General features: G+C 60.4%; 12 protein-coding genes. 5 read left to right on the forward strand and 7 right to left on the reverse strand.

The window, feature by feature from the left end:
* Positions 1–47 precede the first annotated feature (47 nt).
* From NDN01_RS16925 to NDN01_RS16935, 3 genes are all read left to right on the forward strand, one after another.
* Positions 48–776, forward strand: a complete 729-nt coding sequence (locus NDN01_RS16925) for an ABC transporter permease (RefSeq protein WP_272622922.1) — start codon at positions 48–50, stop codon at positions 774–776.
* On the forward strand, positions 773–1,420 hold the full coding sequence (locus tag NDN01_RS16930; RefSeq protein ID WP_272622923.1) for an ABC transporter ATP-binding protein: 648 nt from the start codon (positions 773–775) through the stop codon (positions 1,418–1,420). The genes NDN01_RS16925 and NDN01_RS16930 overlap by 4 nt, the downstream gene beginning before the upstream one ends.
* Positions 1,421–2,273: 853 nt before the next feature.
* Positions 2,274–4,595, forward strand: coding sequence for a glycosyltransferase (locus NDN01_RS16935; RefSeq protein ID WP_272622924.1), 2,322 nt, complete (start codon positions 2,274–2,276; stop codon positions 4,593–4,595).
* 199 nt (positions 4,596–4,794) lie between these two features.
* On the opposite strand, the gene NDN01_RS16940 is transcribed toward NDN01_RS16935, so the two are convergent.
* The 3 genes from NDN01_RS16940 to NDN01_RS16950 form a co-directional block, all read right to left on the reverse strand.
* Positions 4,795–5,751: a phytanoyl-CoA dioxygenase family protein gene (locus NDN01_RS16940; protein ID WP_272622925.1), complete on the reverse strand. Its 957-nt coding sequence runs from the start codon at positions 5,749–5,751 to the stop codon at positions 4,795–4,797.
* A gap of 64 nt (positions 5,752–5,815) precedes the next feature.
* A complete protein-coding gene (locus NDN01_RS16945) occupies positions 5,816–6,634 on the reverse strand; it encodes a DUF5672 family protein (RefSeq protein WP_336298305.1) in 819 nt (272 codons plus the stop codon).
* Positions 6,609–8,171 (reverse strand): glycosyltransferase family 2 protein, encoded by a 1,563-nt coding sequence (locus NDN01_RS16950; protein ID WP_443025134.1) that lies wholly within the window; start codon positions 8,169–8,171, stop codon positions 6,609–6,611. The genes NDN01_RS16945 and NDN01_RS16950 overlap by 26 nt, the downstream gene beginning before the upstream one ends.
* Here NDN01_RS16950 and NDN01_RS16955 point away from each other — a divergent pair.
* Positions 8,161–9,534 (forward strand): polysaccharide biosynthesis/export family protein, encoded by a 1,374-nt coding sequence (locus NDN01_RS16955; protein ID WP_272622927.1) that lies wholly within the window; start codon positions 8,161–8,163, stop codon positions 9,532–9,534. The genes NDN01_RS16950 and NDN01_RS16955 overlap by 11 nt on opposite strands.
* A 371-nt stretch (positions 9,535–9,905) precedes the next feature.
* Positions 9,906–10,646 (forward strand): class I SAM-dependent methyltransferase, encoded by a 741-nt coding sequence (locus NDN01_RS16960; RefSeq protein WP_272622928.1) that lies wholly within the window; start codon positions 9,906–9,908, stop codon positions 10,644–10,646.
* Positions 10,647–10,832: 186 nt separating this feature from the next.
* Here the strand turns inward: NDN01_RS16960 and NDN01_RS16965 are convergent, their stop codons facing one another.
* The 4 genes from NDN01_RS16965 to NDN01_RS16980 form a co-directional block, all read right to left on the reverse strand.
* Positions 10,833–11,423, reverse strand: coding sequence for an FMN-binding negative transcriptional regulator (locus tag NDN01_RS16965; protein WP_272622929.1), 591 nt, complete (start codon positions 11,421–11,423; stop codon positions 10,833–10,835).
* Between the two features lie 162 nt (positions 11,424–11,585).
* A complete protein-coding gene (locus NDN01_RS16970) occupies positions 11,586–13,310 on the reverse strand; it encodes an amidohydrolase (RefSeq protein WP_272622930.1) in 1,725 nt (574 codons plus the stop codon).
* A 71-nt stretch (positions 13,311–13,381) separates the two neighbouring features.
* Positions 13,382–15,517: a TonB-dependent siderophore receptor gene (locus NDN01_RS16975; protein ID WP_272622931.1), complete on the reverse strand. Its 2,136-nt coding sequence runs from the start codon at positions 15,515–15,517 to the stop codon at positions 13,382–13,384.
* 176 nt (positions 15,518–15,693) lie between these two features.
* Entirely contained in the window at positions 15,694–18,405 is a 2,712-nt protein-coding gene (locus NDN01_RS16980) for a helix-turn-helix transcriptional regulator (RefSeq protein WP_272622932.1), read from the reverse strand.
* Between the last annotated feature and the right edge of the window lie 120 nt (positions 18,406–18,525).

Below are 18,525 nucleotides of genomic sequence, written 5' to 3' on the forward strand. Positions count from 1 at the left end.
AGCTTCGCAAGGGATGGTCAGCCCAAATCCGCGTGATTCACGCACTCATGATCCGCGAGCTGACCACACGGTTCGGACGGGACAATATCGGCTTCTTGTGGATCATGGTCGAGCCACTGATGTTCGCGGTCCTCGTCGCATTGATCTGGCGCGTGTCAAAGGGGCCTGAAGAACACGGTGTGAGCGTCGTGGCGTTTGTGGTGTCTGGCTATATCCCGATTACCCTGTTTCGACACTGCGTCAACCGAAGTGTCGCCGTATTCTCCGCCAACAGCGGCCTTCTATATCACCGACAAATTAAAATATTGGATTTCATTTTCTCTCGATTCATCATCGAGTTCGTTGGCGGGATGATGGCTTATTTATTTGCCGCCCTCATTTTGATATGGATTGGCGAGTTTCCTATTCCCGCCGATATGGGATTGTTAATTGCGGGATGGTGCGTTTATTCTTTTTTTTGCCTTTCACTCTGCCTTGTTATTGGCCCCCTCTCTGAAATATCTGAGGTGCTGGAAAAACTGGTCCCCGTCACTACGTACGTCATGATCCCAGTTTCTGGATTGCCTTACATGGTGTCCTGGATGACGCCGGATGTGCGGGATCTCCTACTTTACTCGCCCTTCGTGAACGGCATGGAGATGATGCGCAAGGGGCTTTGGGGGGAAGCTGTTACCGCCTACTACGATGTCTGGAATCCCTTGATCTGCTCGATGGTACTTACCCTGATCGGACTTACCCTATGCCGCCGCGTGCGACGGACACTTGCGGTCGAATGATTACGTGTCAAAACATCTACAAGAGCTACACGCACGGCTCGCAGCGCAAACAGGTCCTGAACGGCGTGAATCTCGTCGTCCAACCGGGTGAGCGTATTGGATTGCTGGGGCGCAACGGAGCCGGCAAGAGTACGCTCATCAAGCTGATCGGCGGCGTGGAAATGCCGACGTCAGGCAAGATTACGCGCAACATGACCGTGTCATGGCCCCTGGGCTTTGGTGGCGGCTTTCAGGGCAGCTTGACGGGCTATGACAATGCCCGCTTCATAGCGCGTATCTACGGGCGTGATTATGATGACACCCGAATCTTCGTTGAGGATTTTACGGAGCTAGGGCGTCAGTTGAAAATGCCGGTGAAGACCTATTCATCAGGCATGCGCGCGCGCTTGGCTTTTGCATTGTCACTGGCAATCGAATTCGATTGCTATCTGATTGATGAGGTGATTCTTGTTGGCGATCAGAATTTCTTCCGGAAGTGCCAATACGAGTTGCTCGAAAAACGAGGTGACCGAGCCATGGTACTGGCCTCGCATAGTACGGATGTCATACGAAACATTTGTAGCAGGGCAATCGTCATTCACAATGGCCAGGTAAATATTCACGATGACGTAAATCGAGCGATAGACATTTACGGCAACCTCTAGCGCGAGACGGAGCGGCATCGACTTGTGATTGCGTTTCGCGCTGAAGATTAAGATTGCGACAGGTGACAATACCTATTCTAGCATCCTATAGACATTCGAGACTTGACAAACCGCCCATTAAGGCCCTTCGGGTTTGCCAAAGTAAATATCATGTAAATGACCTTGAGTATTATTTAAAGATTTTCAAAAAATATTCTACAGAGCACACTCGCGGCGGATTGGTAAACATGCTCTCCTTCTGATGAATAGACCAACCGACACTAGAAGAAAATTACGATGCCTTAGCACGCACACATACAATGAGCGGGGTGTTAACAGAAATTTCACTTGGATATGCCGGATCTCAAACCACATCTGGGGCTTTGATGCCGAAAACCCCAAGCAGACACATAGAGTTATCAAAAACTGTATGAAAAGGAGATCATCGACGTGTGGCCAATGATGCTGGAGGACTCGATCCTGCTGACCCATTTCAAGGCGAAGCCAATCCATGCACACGACGCCTTTGCCAGATCGGCCCTCAATTTTGTACTAAGGAAGTCCTAACTTCTAAAGAGATGATTTACAGAATCGCCTGCGTATGCAGTACCTGTTTGCACCGACCTATCCGGTGGTGGCACCCGGTCCGTACGCGAGCATCATCTGCATCCAACAATGCACCCTAGATCCGATTTCCTTATGTGGACTGCGAGCCCAGGCAGGGCGCGACATGCTATCTCGGGCAAGCACCGGAGGGAGTTAAAGGGAATCAAACTCGCGACACATACCATTCCAGCCCACCTTAACGTAGCCGTCAAACTGTCCGAACGACCACTTCAAACGTCGCCAGCTTGGGCTGAAAAGTGGAATTACAATGATTAAGCTGTGCCTAATTGCTCCGGAACTTGCCCCATTTACGACGGGCGGAATCGGCGTTTTGCTTCATAATCTTATTCGGGAATATGAAGATTCAAATGTCGAATTCCATGTGCTGGCAATCGAAGACTGGCAGGTCGTTGACATCGCGTTCAAGCAAACCTTCCCGAACGCAACGCTATGGAAAATGTCCAATTTTTCGGAAGAGTCGCACCCTGCTCGGAAACCGCCACAATGGGCATTCACCACCCACCCTTCGCATTATAAGTCATATCAGATCGCCGGCGCGCTAAACAAGATGGCCTTACAAGGGGTGAAGTTCGATATTGTCGAATTCCCCGACTGGGGCGGCCTCGCCTTTTGTTCGTGTCAGGAGAAACTACTCGGCGGTTGGGGCCATGGAGAAATCGCGATCAGGCTACATAGCACCGATTCCATCCTCCGCGCGGGGCAGCCAGTCGCCGGGGGGGCTGGTACCGCACATTTGGCCGATCTGGAGCGCAAAGCGCTGCGAGATGCAGACATTGTCGTAGCCCATCTAGGAGCCGTTGCCAAAGCGACGAAAGATCATTTCGGCTTCGATGATAGCTGGTCCCAAAAACTCCGAATTGATGCACCGCCTATCGCCATACAATCGCAAAAGGCAGCCGTGTCGTTCGACGCAGCTACTCCGATCTGCTTTCCCAGCAAAATTCAGGCGCTCAAAAGACCAGAGGTGTTCCTAAACGGAATGCTGGCTTTTCTGAACAGCACGCCAGAGTACCACGGCAATGTAATTTTCATGGCCCATCCCACGGACAATCGCCTGCGGGAACAACTCTTATCGCGTATACCGCCGCATCTGAAAAATCGGGTTTCCTTTTCTGCCAACATGGCGCCGACGGCAAGGACCGCCATGCTGGGTAGCGGGATTTGTGTATTCCCCTCGCCGTTCGAAAGCTTCTGCCTGACGGCCTACGAGGCCTCGGCGTTGGGCGGTTGGGTTGTGCTCAATCAAGACAACCCGGCGTTTTCCGAGCGAACGACTTGGACAGATAATATTAATTGCCTCAAGTTTGACGGTACCGGACTCGGTCTCGCAGAGTGCTTGCATCGGGCATGGCAGGCCCGGAAGTCTTTGCGCATTTATCCAATGCAGCATGAAGCTGAGAAGGCGCCATATTGGCTGTCTGCGGCCCGCGACACCTTCCCAGACAAAATGCTGAATGGAAAGCCACCCCTCGTTTCTGTAGTTGTTCCTTATTTCAACATGGGAATGTATATCGAAAGGACCATAGAATCCATTTTTGCTTCAAGTTATTCCAACCTTGAGGTTATTATTATCGACGATTGCTCTACGGATCGAGGCAGCCAGCTAACTATCAGAGAAATTCAGCGATCATCATCCTATGATCGCGTTAAGATTTTTACGACACCGGCGAATCTCGGCCTATCAGCAGCAAGAAATCTCGGGGTCCGAAATTCTCTCGGAAGGTACATCCTTACGCTCGATTCAGACGACACAATTCGTGATGATTTCATCGATGTCGCGGTAAGTGCGCTTGATAGCAATCAAGATTATTCTTTAGTTGTTCCACAAACGGCAATCATTTCTGATGAGAGCTCGCCATCTAGAATAGATGTAATTGATTATATATTGTTTGTCGGAGAATCTATACACGCCGGTGCATTTATAAATAGATTCTCTACAGCAACGAGTTTAGGGCGCAGAGAATTATATGAAGAATTTCCTTACGATGAAAATCTAACATCCTACGAAGATTGGGATTTTTATCTAAGAGCATCGTCTGCCGGAAAGCGCTTTATTGTAACTAATGAAATATATTTCTATTATAGACGACGCAATGACTCCATGATATCTCAAAATAATTACGAAAGTCACAATCGCAACCTCTCGCTCATGCGAGCAAAACAGCGTGTTCGCTGGGGGTGCTCCATGATAGATATGAGCATCTTAACAGATGTAGAGGCTTATCAACGACAAATGCTGGACCATTCGGCGAGCTCCAGCGAAATGAGAGCAAAATGGATGCCCGCCTTGAAAGATGGCCATGCTCATGAACCTTGCTCCCGCCATGCGGTTGATGAATTTCAGGCCCAGTGTCTTTCCAGAATTTGGCCGAAGTTTATTTTAAAACTCTACAATAATTACAAATTGAATCGAGTGATCGACGATTTGCGCCGGCACAGCACATTCGACTGTCAGTGGTACCTCGAGCAGTATCCGGACGTCGCGGCGGCCGGGATGGACCCGGCAAGGCATTTTATCCTGCATGGTCGGCGCGAGGGCAGACTTCCAAACAGCCGAGGCGCGTTATGATGGGCTTCCCACACTGACCGTATCGATCACGCTTCTTCCCCATACCTGAACCATCTTGCGCAGCGTCATCCGACATCCGCCGGTCAGGGTAGGCCATGTGCAGTGGCCGACATCCCCCCGCGAGAGGGCGACCTCGCATATCGAGATTCTCATGGGCATTCGACGGCCCCAAGAGGATTAGGAAGCCACCTCCTCGCAATTATCCAAACAGGCGGCTCATCATCCGGTGCGGGAGGGAGCGTCCTTTCCCTCCTCCTCGTCCGGTCCGGCCCACGCATCTTACCGCCTCGCCGAGATAGGCGTTCGGCCGCGGCTGGCCGTCGCTGATCGAGATGAGGTCGCGCAGGTGCAGGCGGCCCACGGCTTCGTCGGAGAAAGCTGGCGTGTAATAGATGCAATCATCGAAATAATAATGCGTCACCTGCGACCAGCGCGTCAGGCGTGGATCGCTCTGCCAACTGCCGCCGTGCAGCAGGTTGGCGCACCAGATCAGCGCCTGCCCTTTGCGCGGGACGAAGACCTCCCGTTCGGCGCCATGGGCGTCGCACAATGCCTGCCAGGCCGGGCCATAGGGATCCTGAGCCGACTCCAGGGCACTGCCATAGCCGCGCCGCCCGATCAGCGCGTTGGTTACGATCGGCCAGCGGTGCGAACCGGGGAGATAGAAGAGCGGCCCCGCTTCTGCGCTGATATCCTCCATCGCGAGCCACACGCCGCACATGAATCGCTCCGGCAAACTTGAGAAATGGACCGAGTCCGAATGCGCGTCCTGCTGCGTCCCGACCGGGAAATTCAGCGTCTGGAACGGGAAAGCCGCCCGTCCGTAAAGCTTACTCAGCAGATCCAGCACCGCCTCATTGGCTGCGATTGCACGGACATCCTCGTCGAACTTCCACGCATCCTGGATTCGGTTTTCACCACCCGTCTTGTCGCTGTGCGGATCGTCGAAATCGATACCGTAGCGGGGCGCAAGGTTCTGCAGGATGCGCGCGATCCGCTGATCCAGATCCGCGTCCGGGAAATCGAACACGGCATAGCCCTTTTCGTGCAGGCTGGTCCCAATTCGCTCTTCTTCTGCGGTCAGTCCCTGCGAAGCCTTTTGCAAGGGAAAGAGCGGGGATTCGATCAACGGCAAGCCCGGCAGAAGATTGATCACAGGAAACTCAGCCCTTCTGTTGCGCATTCGCGTAGCACAGCCTTATTCGGAGGAGCCGCGGTCGTCATGCTCTGTTTGCCCGCGTGGCACGCAGCAGGCGATCGACGATCATCTCCGTCACTCGCCCACCACCGCCAGGACCACGCCTCACCATCTTCAGGATGGGGGTGAAATCATGCCACACACTACCAAGCGCATCGAGCTCGCGATAGACGTCCCAGAACGCCTCGAGGCCGATGGCCTGCGGCATGTTGAACACACCATGATAACCGAAGCTGGTGGCGAGATCGCCGGCGCGCTCGGTTGCGAACAAGTCGGCGAGCGAGGGTGGAGCAAAGCACAGTCCCTGCGCCTCCAGCCAATCGCGGTTGCTCCGTCCGATGGCGAGATCCTCAGGATGGGAGGTACGAAATTCGGGGCCACGACAGGCCAACATCAGCCGGCGGCTGCGCAGCGAGAAGCCACCATTGCCCACGACATGTCCATCGTCGAACTGCGGCCAGCGCGCGCCGATATAGTCATAGTCGAGGAATTCCGGCCGCCAGCGGGCGGCATCCAGCACATGGCCATCCCATTGCGCGACGAGGCAATGGGACGTCTCGATGTGATCGGCCAGACCGGCCAGCAGGAAGCGCGAATAGGCCTCCGAGGAGCCGATTCTCCGGATCGGCACGACACGAATATCCGAACGATCGAGCCGAACGGGTACATCAGTAAACAGCAGGCAGTCGGCAAAGGCAATCTGATCGAGACAAACGCCCAAGGCGCGCACGGTGGGCGCTACATTGACGGAGGTGGCGGCGCATAACGTCACTTGCGGCAGGGCCAGGCGAGCGGATGACGTCATACAGGGAACATCACAGCCCGACCACAAAGCGTTCACTATAGAGACTGAGCTCGGGGTGATGGAAGGGATCGACACTTTCGTCGGTGCCCCAGCGCGCCTTCAGCGCCGCAAGCTCCCCCGCGAAACGCCGGACCCCGACCGGATCGCGATCCAAGCCGCGCGACACGGATTCATGATGGATCAACCGCGCGCGCGGTTCGTACAAGGATTGCCAGCCCCGTTCGTTCAACCGCAGGCACAAATCCACATCATTGAACGCCACCGCGAAATTGCGTTCGTCGAGCCCGCCGACGGCCAGAAAACGATCACGCTCCACGACGAGGCAAGCGGCGGTCACCGCGGAGGTGAACTGCGGCAGCGCATGGCGACGGAAATAGCCCTCTGCCTCGGGACGAACGAAACGGTGCGCATGCCCTGCCGCACGTCCCACTCCAGTCACGACGCCGGCATGCTGGATTCGCCCGTCTGGATAGAGAAGCTGTGCCCCGACCGCGCCGACATCCTCGCGCAGCGCTTGCGTGACCATAATCGCCAGCCAGTCTGCACCGATCATCTCGACGTCATTGTTGAGCAAACAGAGCATCCGTCCCCGCGCCTCGGCGACGGCGCGATTGTTGATGGCCGAATAGTTGAACGCGCCGGCATGGTGCAGCACGCGATGCCGGGCCGGATCGAGCGCGGCGAGATAGGCCAGCGTCTCAGGATCGTCACTGTCATTATCGACGACGATCACTTCGAGGTCGGGATAGTCCGTGGCGGCGATCCCGCTCAGACATGTGCGCAACAGGTCGACACGGTTGCGCGTCGGCACGATGATGCAGACGGGCGGCAGTATCGGTGACAGCGCGATACCTGTCGGGACGGCTGGACGACGGCGTGCGTGGCGATGGTGCAGCACCCGACGCAAGTGCAGCGGCGTCCCTTCATCTGCCGCCTGCACGACGAGACGATATGCCCAGTCGTCGGCATCAGCGCCATCTTCCAGCACTTCGCGGGGCGCGCGGACAATGCAGGCACCCGTCAGATAGTCGAAATGGCGGAACAATTCACTGTTCCAGTCGGGCTTGAAATGCGGCGCGGTGCGGTGCCCCTTGGCATCGAGAAGATCATCGTCGGCATAGACGATCCGCGCGTCCAACCCGGCAAGCGCCGCGTGATAGGCCGACGCCGCCCCCGGTGCCAGCATGTCGCCCGCCATGATCGGCATCAGCCAGGGCCCTTCGCTCCAGTCGATATGCCGCGCCGCCTCGGCGAGTGTAGGGATTGCCTCCGTCCCGACAACCAAGGCTCGAACCCCCTCCGCCGCCATGTTGCACAGCGTCGCGTCCAGAGCCGCTTGATCAGCCCGAACATCGATCAGCGCCCAAATCGGCGGTTTAGCTTCAGGCGGTCCGCCTACCTTCCCGATAGCCTCCTCGCGCAACAGCCAGAGAGCGTAGGACTTCGAAGACACCTCCAGCAACGGCGCGAACTTTCCGCGCGCACGCACCCGCTTGCCGCAAATCCGGCACCATAGCGCCTCAAGATAGGGCCATGGCGCGGCGCGAAAGGCAGCGAGATGGATGGACAGCAACAGCCAGGCGATAGCACCTTTTGCCGGCTTCGGCCCTGTCGAGTGCGATGGCATAGAAGGCAGCGGAATAACGGGTTGGACAAAAGGAACAAGCTCGAAGCAGCATCCGCCTGCCATAGAATTTCATGATCGGCGATTTGCCTGCGAGAATTGCCTGCGGGAAGCATCTCGTCTAAGCCGCCCGCACCGGGTGGAAAGGGCACAAGTCAAGAGCATGAATACTAAAAAAACCAAGGCATTGCTGGCCCTTAGCCTGTCGACCTCGCTCGCTGCCTGCGCCACCTTTCCTTCGTCCGGCCCGACGGGCGCCCAGATTCAAAGGGATGTCGCCAGGCCGCAAGTCCCGCTCGGGATCAAGATCATCGAGGTGAACAATGTCGCCTCGCTTCCGCCTGCGGAGCCACAGCCGACCGTCGACCTTCCGACCCTACCCCCTACACCCACCGATATGGTCGGCCCGGGTGACGTCCTTGGTATCTCGATCTACGAGGCGGGCGTTACGCTGTTCGGCCGGGGCCCCACCGCGGCCGCCGGCATCGGAGGCGCCGTGAGTGGTTCCTTCGACACCAGCGCCAATGCGCAAACCCTGCCGCCCACCCGCATCGACGACAATGGCAACATCACCGTGCCTTATGCCGGTCGCCTGCATGTCGCCGGCAAGACCGTCGGGCAAATTCAGACGCAGATCCGCGATGCGCTAAACGGCATGTCGCAAAATCCGCAGGTCCTGGTGTCACTGCGCGACGCAATCAGCAATACGGTGATCGTGGGCGGCGAAGTCGCCCGCCCGGGGCGCCTCGTCCTCCAGACCAACCGTGAAACACTGATCGACGCGATCGCGCTGGCCGGTGGCTATCGCGGCAATGCCAAGGATCTCACACTGCGGATCAATCGGCAGGATCACAATTTCGACATTCGTTACAGCGCGCTCGAGAAGAATCCCGCACTTGACGTCGGCGTCTATCCCGGCGATCGCCTGACTCTCGTCAGCGATCCACAATCCTATTCGGTTCTGGGTGCGTCGGGTCGGGTCGACCTGATCCCCTTCAGCCGCTCATCGCTCAATCTCGCCGAAGCCGTCTCCACAGCCGGCGGCTCCAATCCCAACGCCGGCGATCCCGCCGCCATCTTCCTGCTTCGCTACGTCACTAGTGCGGAGGGGCATGAGGAGCCAGTCGTGTATCATCTGAATATGATGAACGTCGGCTCCTACTTCCTCGCCGGGCGCTTCCCGGTCCGGAACAAGGACATCCTTTACTTCGGCAATTCCAAGGCGAACCAAGCCAGCAAGGTGGCCTCGTTCGTTTCGCAGCTCTTCTCGCCGGTTCTGACGGTCGTCAGCGGCGTCCAGGCGCTAAAATAAACGATCACCGCCCGTCTTCGCGAAAAGGCGGGTGGCGATTTCGCGGTGGCGGGCTTCGTCGCAGTAGCATTCAGACGCAGCTTCGCGCATCGCTGCCTCACACACCTCGAAATTGTGAACCGGCACACGCGGCGCTTTTCTCTTCCGTCCCGTCGGGCGCACTGGACTTCCACCCAAGGACTCTTCTGTCGACGTAAGAACTGGCGCCATAATCACCACTCCACAGGATCGGCACACCACCAATTATGTCGCCAGCATCGCTATCGTCGCAACCATCACCGCGTGGATCAAATCAATCCCTAACCTAGCCTGATCGCTTGACCCTGTAAGCTCGGGTCAGGCATGGCATTTATATTATGTACGGGGGGCGCATGGCCAATCTGGTTCAACATTTCCTCGCGCGGGCGAATCGCGCGCATTCGGTGCGATCGTACAACGCGCTGGTCGCGGGTTTCCGACGCCAGTATCGGGGCGACTACGACATGGCGATGATCGCATCGATCGGCGCGTTGTCGCCGCTTGAATTTGAGCGCCAGGGCGACGGTCACGTAGCAGTGTTGCGGCACCACGGCCTGCGGGATGGAATGTCGATCTACGACCTTGGCTGCGGCTCTGGGCGAACCGCGATGGCACTGCAGCGCTCGAGCTGGCGGGGGCGCTACAAGGGCGCCGATATCGTCAAGCCGCTGGTCCATTATTTGAAATCAAAATGTCCAGGCTACGATGCGGTCGTGCATCGTAAATTGACCATTGCGGCGCCTGATGCTTCACTGGATATGATTTTCCATTGGTCGGTGTTTACGCATCTTTATCCGGAAGAATGCTTTCTCTATATGGAAGACACTTTTCGTGCCTTGAAGCCGGGTGGCCGCCTGATCTTTTCTTTTCTAGAACTTGAAGATGCCAAGCACCACGGCGTTTTCGACAGCCGGCTCGGCCGCTTTCGCAAACAAGGCTGGTCCGATACGCTGGATGTCTTTCTGCATCGCGACTGGATACGCTATTGGGCGAAGCGGATCGGTTTCGAGGATCTTTCCTTCACTGATGGTACGGACGAAACACATCACCCCCAGTTCTGGCAGGCGCTGGCGGCGATGACAAAGCCGGCCTGATACCGGATCAGGTGCCGGCTTGGGCAAGATCGCAGCTCTGGGTCACCCCCGACAGACATATTTCGCTAAGCTGCAATAACCAAATGGCTGGATAATGATCCCCGCCTGCAACGCGACAAACGCTTGCTGCGGCCTTTCTTGGGCCGCCGCTGCCTGGCGGCGAACTTCGGCACATGCTCCTGCCGCCTAGCGCATCGTCCGCGCGAGAGCGCTGTCCCCCAACGCCGCAAGAATCTCGCCGTACGACTTCTCGTCCTCATCCTGGCCGAGCTTGAAGCGCGTACTGGCGCGGATCACACGGGCACGGAAGGCGACGACATGGGCGACGAGCCGCGCGTAGCGCTCACCCATCTGCTCGATGGTCCAGGCGCCTTCCCCCGCTCCTTCCCCTGCCCCCTCCATCGCCTCGACCAGCGCGCGGATCGCTGCGTCACTCGCCTCAGGGCGGAGGTCGATCTCGACTTCGAACTGGGCGAGGCGATAGTGCCAGGTCGGGGCCCAGCCAGGCTTGGAGACCATCCCCGGGCCGATATACCCATGCGGCCCGAAAAAGCTGATCTGGGCCTGGGGCGTAGCCCGCGCGCGCGCGAAATGCGGGTTGGCCAGCGCGAAATGCCCGATCAGCGCCCGGACCTCGCCCACGTCGTCCAGCTCGGCGAGCAGCGGCAATGGCGTGGTGATGAAGCCTTGAGCATCATGCGTGGTGACGAGGCCAAGCACTTCTTCGCGGATCATCCGGGCGACGTCGCCGGGATAGCGGGGAGCGAAGCGGTTCATCGTGTCGCTCCCGCAACGAGCCGGTCGATTCCTTGCGCCTCCATCGCGGCCAGTGCCAGGCTCCGGCCGATGAAGTCCCTGCGGCTCAGCATGCGCCTCTCCCCCTCGTCTCGAACTCATGCCACGCCATGCGACCGGCCATACTGCCAGGTATCGGGACGTTTACCTGCCGACCGCCGCGAGACTGCCGTGTACCTCGCGGCCCTGGAACAGGGTGAGCATCACCTTCGTCGAGTGGATCTGGCGCGCGGGGATCTTGAACAGGTCCTGGTCGAGCACGATCAGATCAGCGCTCTTGCCGGACGCGATCGAGCCGGTCTGTTTGTCGAGATGGTTCACATAGGCGACGTTGAGCGTATAGGCGCGCAGGGCCTGTTCCAGCGTCACCGCCTCGTTCGGCTCCAGCGGCGGCAGCTTCCCTTCCGGCGCGACGCGGGTGAGCGCGACTTCGATGCCCTCGAACGGATTGGCCGAGGCGACCGACCAGTCGGCACCATAGGCAAGACGCCCGCCGAAGCGCAGCACGCTGCCCGCGGGATAGATATAGGCCGAGCGTACCGGCCCGATCCGCTCGATGGTGAGCGCCATATAGGCCTCGTTGCAGGCCCAGAGCGGCTGGAAGATCGCGGTTACATCGAGCTTGGCGAAGCGCGGCTGGTCGGCCGGGTCGATGACGTTCATGTGCGACATCATCGGCCGCGTGTCGCTCATGCCGTCACTGTTGCGCGCGGCGGCGACCGCGTCCAGCGCCTCGCGTACCGCGGCGTCGCCGATCGTGTGGAAATGCGACTGCATGCCACGCGCATCGAGCGCGGTGACCGCTTCGGCGAGTGTCTCCAGCTTGATCTGGGTGGCGCCCTTCACGTCGGTGCCCTCATAAGGCGCAAGCATCGCCGCGGTCTGCTGCGGGATCACGCCGTCGATGAAGAACTTCACGCCATTCGCGGTGAGTCCGATCTCGCGCGCCCGTGTCGAGAGCTTGAGGATATCGGCCATCTGCTCGATGCCGCGCTCATTGTTCCAGCGCAGGTCCATCGCGGTATGCATGGTCAGCCCGCCGCTATCCCTGACCGCCTTATAGGCTTCGATCGCGCGGCTCGTGCCGCCCTTGTCCCACTCGACGGCGGCGTCGTGCCATGAGGTGATGCCCATGCTGTTGAAGAACTTGACGGAATAGCTGATCGCGCCCTGCAGGTCCTGGTCGGTGGGCGGCGGTACCAGCGGATCCACCAGCGCCATCGCCGCCTCCTCCAGCCCGCCGACTGGCTCGCCGGTCTTCGGATCGCGGTCGATCGTCCCGTTCTTGGGATCCGGGGTGTCCCTGGTGATCTTGGCCAGTTCCAGCGCCTTGGAATTCACCCAGAGCGTGTGCCCATCGGATTCGAAGATTAGCGGACGATCCCTGGAGATCGCGTCGAGGATTTCCTTGCGCGGGATGCCGTTGGGCGGGAACAGCGTCTGGTTGAAACCCGAGCCGAAGACCGTGCCGGTGCCCGGCGTCTTCGCCACGCAATCGGCGATGATCTTGCGATAATCGTCCAGCGTCCTGCCGGCGTGGAGCGCGCAGCGGGCATGACTCATGCCGCCGAAGATCGGGTGCGCGTGCGCATCGCCGAACGCGGGCATCAGGAAACGGCCGTGGAGGTCAACGACGTTCGTCTTCGCGCCCTTGCGCCGGGCGATCTCGGCACTGGTGCCGACGGCAAGGATACGCCCATCCTTGATCGCCACCGCCTCCGCCCAGGGCTTGCCCTCCTCGACCGTATAGACGCGACCATTGGTGAGGATCAGCTCCGCAACCTCGGGTGCTGGCGTCAGCGGGGCGCTGTTCGCGGTGGCGGTGACGGTGAGGAGCAACCCGGCGGTCGCGAGACGAAGGGCGGGCATGGGCGTTCAATCCTGTGAAAACATGGAAACTGGGAGCCGGAGGAAAGTCCTCCGGCCCCGGGTACGTCAGGTCAGAAGCGGAAGCGCGCCGAGGCCAGCACCGTACGGTCCTTGCCCAGATAGCAATAGCCTTCGCTCGCCGCCGCGCTGTAGTTGCAGTTGGTGTAGACTCGCTGGTTGAACAGGTTGCTTGCGTTCACCGACAGGTTCCAGCCCTTGTAATCGAGCTCGAACATCGCATCGACCAGCGTGACCGGATCGACGAAATAGGTCTGCGAGGCATCGATCTTGTCACCCTGGTAGCGCACGCCGAGACCGACCTTGCCGTTGACGTCGCTGCCCAGCGCGAAGTTTTTCGCGCCCCAGATCGATGCCTGGTGCTCCGGCATGTTGCTCACCCGGTTCCCGATGATCGACGGCACCGGGTTCTCGATGAACCTGGCCCGGGTGTAGCTATATGCCGCGGCCAGCTCGAAATTGCGCGGCAGGCGCCACGTGCCTTCGACTTCGATGCCCTTCGAACCCACCGTGCTGTTCTGCAGGAAGTTCTGGATATTGGTGGGATCGGAGATCAGATAATTCTGCTCCCTCACGTCGAACCCCGCGATCGTGATCAGGGCGTTGCGGGTCGGCGCGAACTTCACGCCCGCCTCAAATTGCCGGCCCTTGCGCGGCACGAAGGCAACGCCGGCGAAGCTGGTGCCGAACACCGGCAGAAAAGATTCCGAATAGTTGAAATAAGGCGAAACGCCCTTGGTGACATCGACGATGATGCCGCTGCGGAAGGTCCAGGCCTTGTTGTCGGGCTGATGGACGCCATCGACGGTCGAAGTGACGTTGTCGTGGCGCAGGCCGAAGACGAGCGAGACACGGTCCCAGGCGCGGATCTGGTCCTGCGCATAGAAGCCGAGCTGGGTGTTCTTCGTCACCTTGTTCGGGCCCCAGGGCGCGGTGGCGAAGGGCTGGCCATAGACCGGGGCGTAGAGGTTGATCGTCGGTGCCACGCCGAAGCCCTCGCTCTTGTTTTCCTTGAACGAGGTATAGTCCGCGCCGAGCAGGATCTTGTGCTCGAGCGGGCCGGTGTCGAATTTGAAGGTCAGGTTGTTGTCGGTGTTGAAATTGTCATAGTTCGCGCGGTTGAAATACCAGTAGCGCGCCGGTTTGCGCGGCCCGCGACCATCGGCATAGGCGACGCCCGCATCCGTGTAGAAATAGTCCGCATAGACTTCCTGATAGTCGATCTTCTGATGGAAGTAGCGGTTGCGGCTGCTGAACGTGATGTTGTCGCCCAAGCGCTGGGTCAGCAGCGCGGTACCCGAATAATAATCGCTGCGGCTGTGGTTGAAGCCCGGCTCGCCCAGGTAGAAATCGAACGGGATCGCCACATTGGCGTTGGCCGCATCGACTGTCTTGGAGGTCGGCAAATAGGTCTGCGTGCCGAGACGGTCCTTCTGATAAAGGCCGATCAGCGTGATCTCGGTGCTTGAGCTCGGCTTGAAAGTGACCGCGGGCATGATCAGCAGGCGGTTATCGTCCTGCGACGGCTGCTGCAGATGCCCGTCGCGCACCAGGCCGACGAGGCGCGCAGAGACGCCATCGGTCAGGCCGCCGGTCACGTCGAAGCGGAATTCCTTGCGCGCGTCGGTGCCGAGCGTGACGCCCACTTCACCGGCGAACGCGTCCTGCGGCCGCTTGCTGACCGCGTTGAGGATGCCGCCCGCGCCACCGCCGCCGTAGAGCGTCGAGGAAGGGCCGCGCATCAGCTCGGCGCGCTCGACCGTGTAGATCTCCAGTCGCGCGCCATAGACGAAGCTCGGCATGCGGTTGAGTCCGTCGAGATACTGGTTCACGTCGAAGCCGCGCGCCGCGAGGAAATCGCCACGCGCATCGACGCCGTTGAGTTCGGAGGCGACGCCCGCGCTGTAGCGGACAACGTCCTGGAGATTGACCGCGGCGCGATCCTTGAATTGTTCCGACGTGATCACGCTGATCGATTGCGGAATCTCGGTCAGCGGCGTGTCCGTCTTGGTGCCGGCCATCGCGCGCGTGCCGGTGACGATGATCTCTTCGTCCGACTGCACCTTTGCCGGCGCCGGATCGGCGCCGTCCTGCGCCATCGCCGCGCCGGACCAGCCGGTCACCGCGCATGCCGAAAGCAGCGCCAGCCGCGTCCGTCTAACCAACTTCTTCGAATATCCGTGTGTCATGGCCGCCTACCCTTTGCTATTTTTGCCGGCTCTGGGTGTCGCCTCCCTTGACGACAACCGGCTGTTTTTCGGCGGGGACATTGAACAGGCAGCGTCGCGAAACCGTCACGCGATTTTCAGGGTAAATACGAGGGCAAGACGGGTAAGGCTTTTACCCATTTCGGGGAAACAACTGCTCAGAAGGCCGCGGGGCGCGATAGCCCGCCCTCGACCAGCCCGCGTTCGTGCGACACGCGCACCGCGTCGCGCCGCTTGTTGACCCCGATCTTCCGGAACACTGCCTTCAGCCGGTATTTCACCGTATCGGGCGACATGCCGATCAACCGGGCGATCTCCTTGTTCGAATAGCCCTGGCTCAGGTGGCGGAGGATCGCGGCCTCGGCATCGTTGAGCGCATCGGGTGCCGGCGCGGGCGCCCGGGTGTTGCCGTACGAGCGGGACAGGCCCTTGAGGAATTGCGCGCGAAAGCGGTCGGGCGCGCCGGCCAGCGCTTCCTCCAGCGACGTCTGGACGAAGGCGCGCGCGTTGAGGAACGGGCGGACGATCCCCTGGAACATCGCGGTGCCCGCCGCCTCATCGAAACAGGCCTGCGCCTTTCCGGGCTCGCCGATCGCGCGATGGCCGTGCGCCATGAGCAGGTTGAGATCGATCAGCAGCCGGCCCGCGCCATGCTGCCGGGCCCAGCGTGCCATTGCGCTCAGCTCGTCGAGCGCGGTGTAATGGGCGCCGGAGAGCAGCGCGAGCCGGGCCCGGCAGAGCGAGGCGGCAATAGCCACCGGGCGGTAATGCGGCGATTCCACGGCCATCGCATCGGCCAGCGCGTCGAGCCCGATCGTCGCGGCAAAGGCCCGCGCTTCGCCCAGCAAAGCCTCGTCGCGCAGCAGCAGTTCGAGCTCGCACAGCTCGGCGAGCAGTTCGAGCTGGCGCAGGCGACGGCGCTGCGCGACGCTGCGCGCCCGGGCGAGCAGCGCGCGGGCAGCATCGATCGCACCGTCATCCATCAAGGCGTGTGCCGCGGTGAAATAGGCCACGGCATAGACATCCACCCAGCCGTCCGACTGCTCCATGTGCGGCAGCGCCCATTCGAGCAGGGCGTTCGCTTCGGTCGTGCGGTCCTGTTCGTAGAGCAGTTCCGCCTCGAACGCCGCGCAATTGGCGGCGAGATCGGAACGGGCGCCGAAATGCGCCTCGATCTCCCTGTGAGCGACCGCAAGCACCGCGACCGCGTCCTTGAGCCGCCCCTGCCCCTCCCGGATGCGCGCCTCGTGGAAGCGGGTGAACAGCTCGCTGTAAAGCGATCCCATCGCCTGGTAGTGGCCCCGCGCCGCCAGCGTCGGCTCCATCGCGCGCTCCAGCCAGCCGCCTTCATAATATTTGGCGCCGAGCGATTCGCTCACATTGGCGAGGACCAGGTGATCGTCGGCAGGTAGCGTGCGCAGCAGCGCCTCGCGGGCGAGAAGGTCTTCGAGCGTCAGCGGCTCATTCTCATATTCGGCGAGGATATCGCCGACGACGCGGATCTCGGTCCAGAGATCGGGCGACGTCTCCTCCCGCTCGGACCGATCGACCAGCCGGTCATAGGCGAGCCGGGCCGAGTCCATCCGCCCGCATTTGATGTCGAGATATAGCTTGGCCAGCACCAGCGCCGGGCTCGCGTCGATCTCCGCGGCGCTCAGCCTGGCGAGGCCACGCTCGACCAGGCCAAGCTGGCCTTGCGGGATCAACCGCCAGCCGCCGGCGTCTTCGAGGACGCCGGCGAGCAGCGCGCTGTCATCGGTCTCGATCGCGTGGCTGATCGCCTCGGCGGTCTCGCCCCGCGCGTCGAACCACAAGGCGAGCCGCTGGTGCAGCGCGCGATACTGGCCGATGTCGCGCCGGACGAGCCGCTCGCACAGATATTCGGCGAAGAGCTGGTGGTAGCGATAGGCGTCCCGCTCGCGCGAGAGCGGGGTGAGCAGCACGCCCTGCTGCTCGAGCCGTTCGAGCAGCAGCCCGCCATCCTGCCGGTCGCAGATCAGGTTGAGCGCCTCGGCGGTCACGCGGCCGAGCAGGGCGGTGCGCAATACCACTTCCTGCACGTCCTCTGGCAGCGACATCAGCACCTGTTCGGAGAGATAGCCAGCCAGCTCCGAGCCGGAGCCCCCCGCTCCGCCGACGAAGCTGCGCCGGTCGATTCCGCGCTGGAGCGAGAACAGCGTCAGTTGCAACGCGATCGGCCAGCCTTCGGTCCGCTCGATCAGGCTGCGGACATCGTCTTCGCCCAGCGGCAAGCCATCGGCGCGGGCCAGCATCTCCTCTGCCTCGGGGCTGGAGAATTTGAGATCTTCGGCGGAGAGTTCGAGCAATTGCCCCTCGGCCGCCAGCATCGTCTGGCCAAGCCGCGGATAATCGCGCGAGGCGATGATGAAGTGGCAGTTGCGCGGCGCGAGGCGGATGAGCGACTGGAGGAAGTCGTACGCCTCAGCGCTCTCGGCGCAGTGGAGATCGTCGAGGATCAGCACGGTCTGGCGCGGATCGCGGGCCAGCCGATTGATGATCGCCGACAGCGCCGCACGCGCGGGCATGCCGGCGGAGACCGGTTCGCCCTCCTCCACTGCCTCGCCGCTGATCGCATAGGAAATATATTGGGCAAGCCGCTTGGCATCGGCATCATCGCGCTCGAGCGTGAGCCACGCGACGAGCAGATCGGCATCGGCGAAGCGGCGACGCCACTGGGCGAGCAGGCTGGTCTTGCCATATCCCGCCGGCGCATGGATGAGCGTGAGGCGCCGGCTCAGCGCCTCGTCCAGCCGTTCAAGCAACGCATCGCGCCGGATCTGGTTGCCCATCCACAGCGGCGGCGCGACCTTGGTCGGGATCAGTTCGTCGATCGCGGCTACTCCGTCCATTCCGAGTCGCTAGACGAAGGACGGTACAAGAAGATGGCGGAAACGGGAGCGACTTACCCGTTCGGGCGCCCCGATTACCCGTTCGCCGGGGTCCCGCACCCGTTTCCCGTATTGCGCCGC

The sequence above is a fragment of the Sphingomonas sp. QA11 genome (genome assembly GCF_028473665.1).
GTDB lineage: Bacteria > Pseudomonadota > Alphaproteobacteria > Sphingomonadales > Sphingomonadaceae > Sphingomonas > Sphingomonas phytovorans.

Excerpts from the sequence above, each read along its gene's own strand:
- NDN01_RS16925 (WP_272622922.1), top strand. The coding sequence starts at position 48 with ATGATCCGCGAGCTGACCACACGGTTCGGACGGGACAATATCGGCTTC.
- NDN01_RS16930 (WP_272622923.1), top strand. The coding sequence starts at position 773 with ATGATTACGTGTCAAAACATCTACAAGAGCTACACGCACGGCTCGCAG.
- NDN01_RS16935 (WP_272622924.1), top strand. The coding sequence starts at position 2,274 with ATGATTAAGCTGTGCCTAATTGCTCCGGAACTTGCCCCATTTACGACG.
- NDN01_RS16955 (WP_272622927.1), top strand. The coding sequence starts at position 8,161 with ATGGACAGCAACAGCCAGGCGATAGCACCTTTTGCCGGCTTCGGCCCT.
- NDN01_RS16960 (WP_272622928.1), top strand. The coding sequence starts at position 9,906 with ATGGCCAATCTGGTTCAACATTTCCTCGCGCGGGCGAATCGCGCGCAT.
- NDN01_RS16965 (WP_272622929.1), bottom strand. The coding sequence starts at position 11,423 with ATGAACCGCTTCGCTCCCCGCTATCCCGGCGACGTCGCCCGGATGATC.
- NDN01_RS16970 (WP_272622930.1), bottom strand. The coding sequence starts at position 13,310 with ATGCCCGCCCTTCGTCTCGCGACCGCCGGGTTGCTCCTCACCGTCACC.
- NDN01_RS16975 (WP_272622931.1), bottom strand. The coding sequence starts at position 15,517 with ATGACACACGGATATTCGAAGAAGTTGGTTAGACGGACGCGGCTGGCG.
- NDN01_RS16980 (WP_272622932.1), bottom strand. The coding sequence starts at position 18,405 with ATGGACGGAGTAGCCGCGATCGACGAACTGATCCCGACCAAGGTCGCG.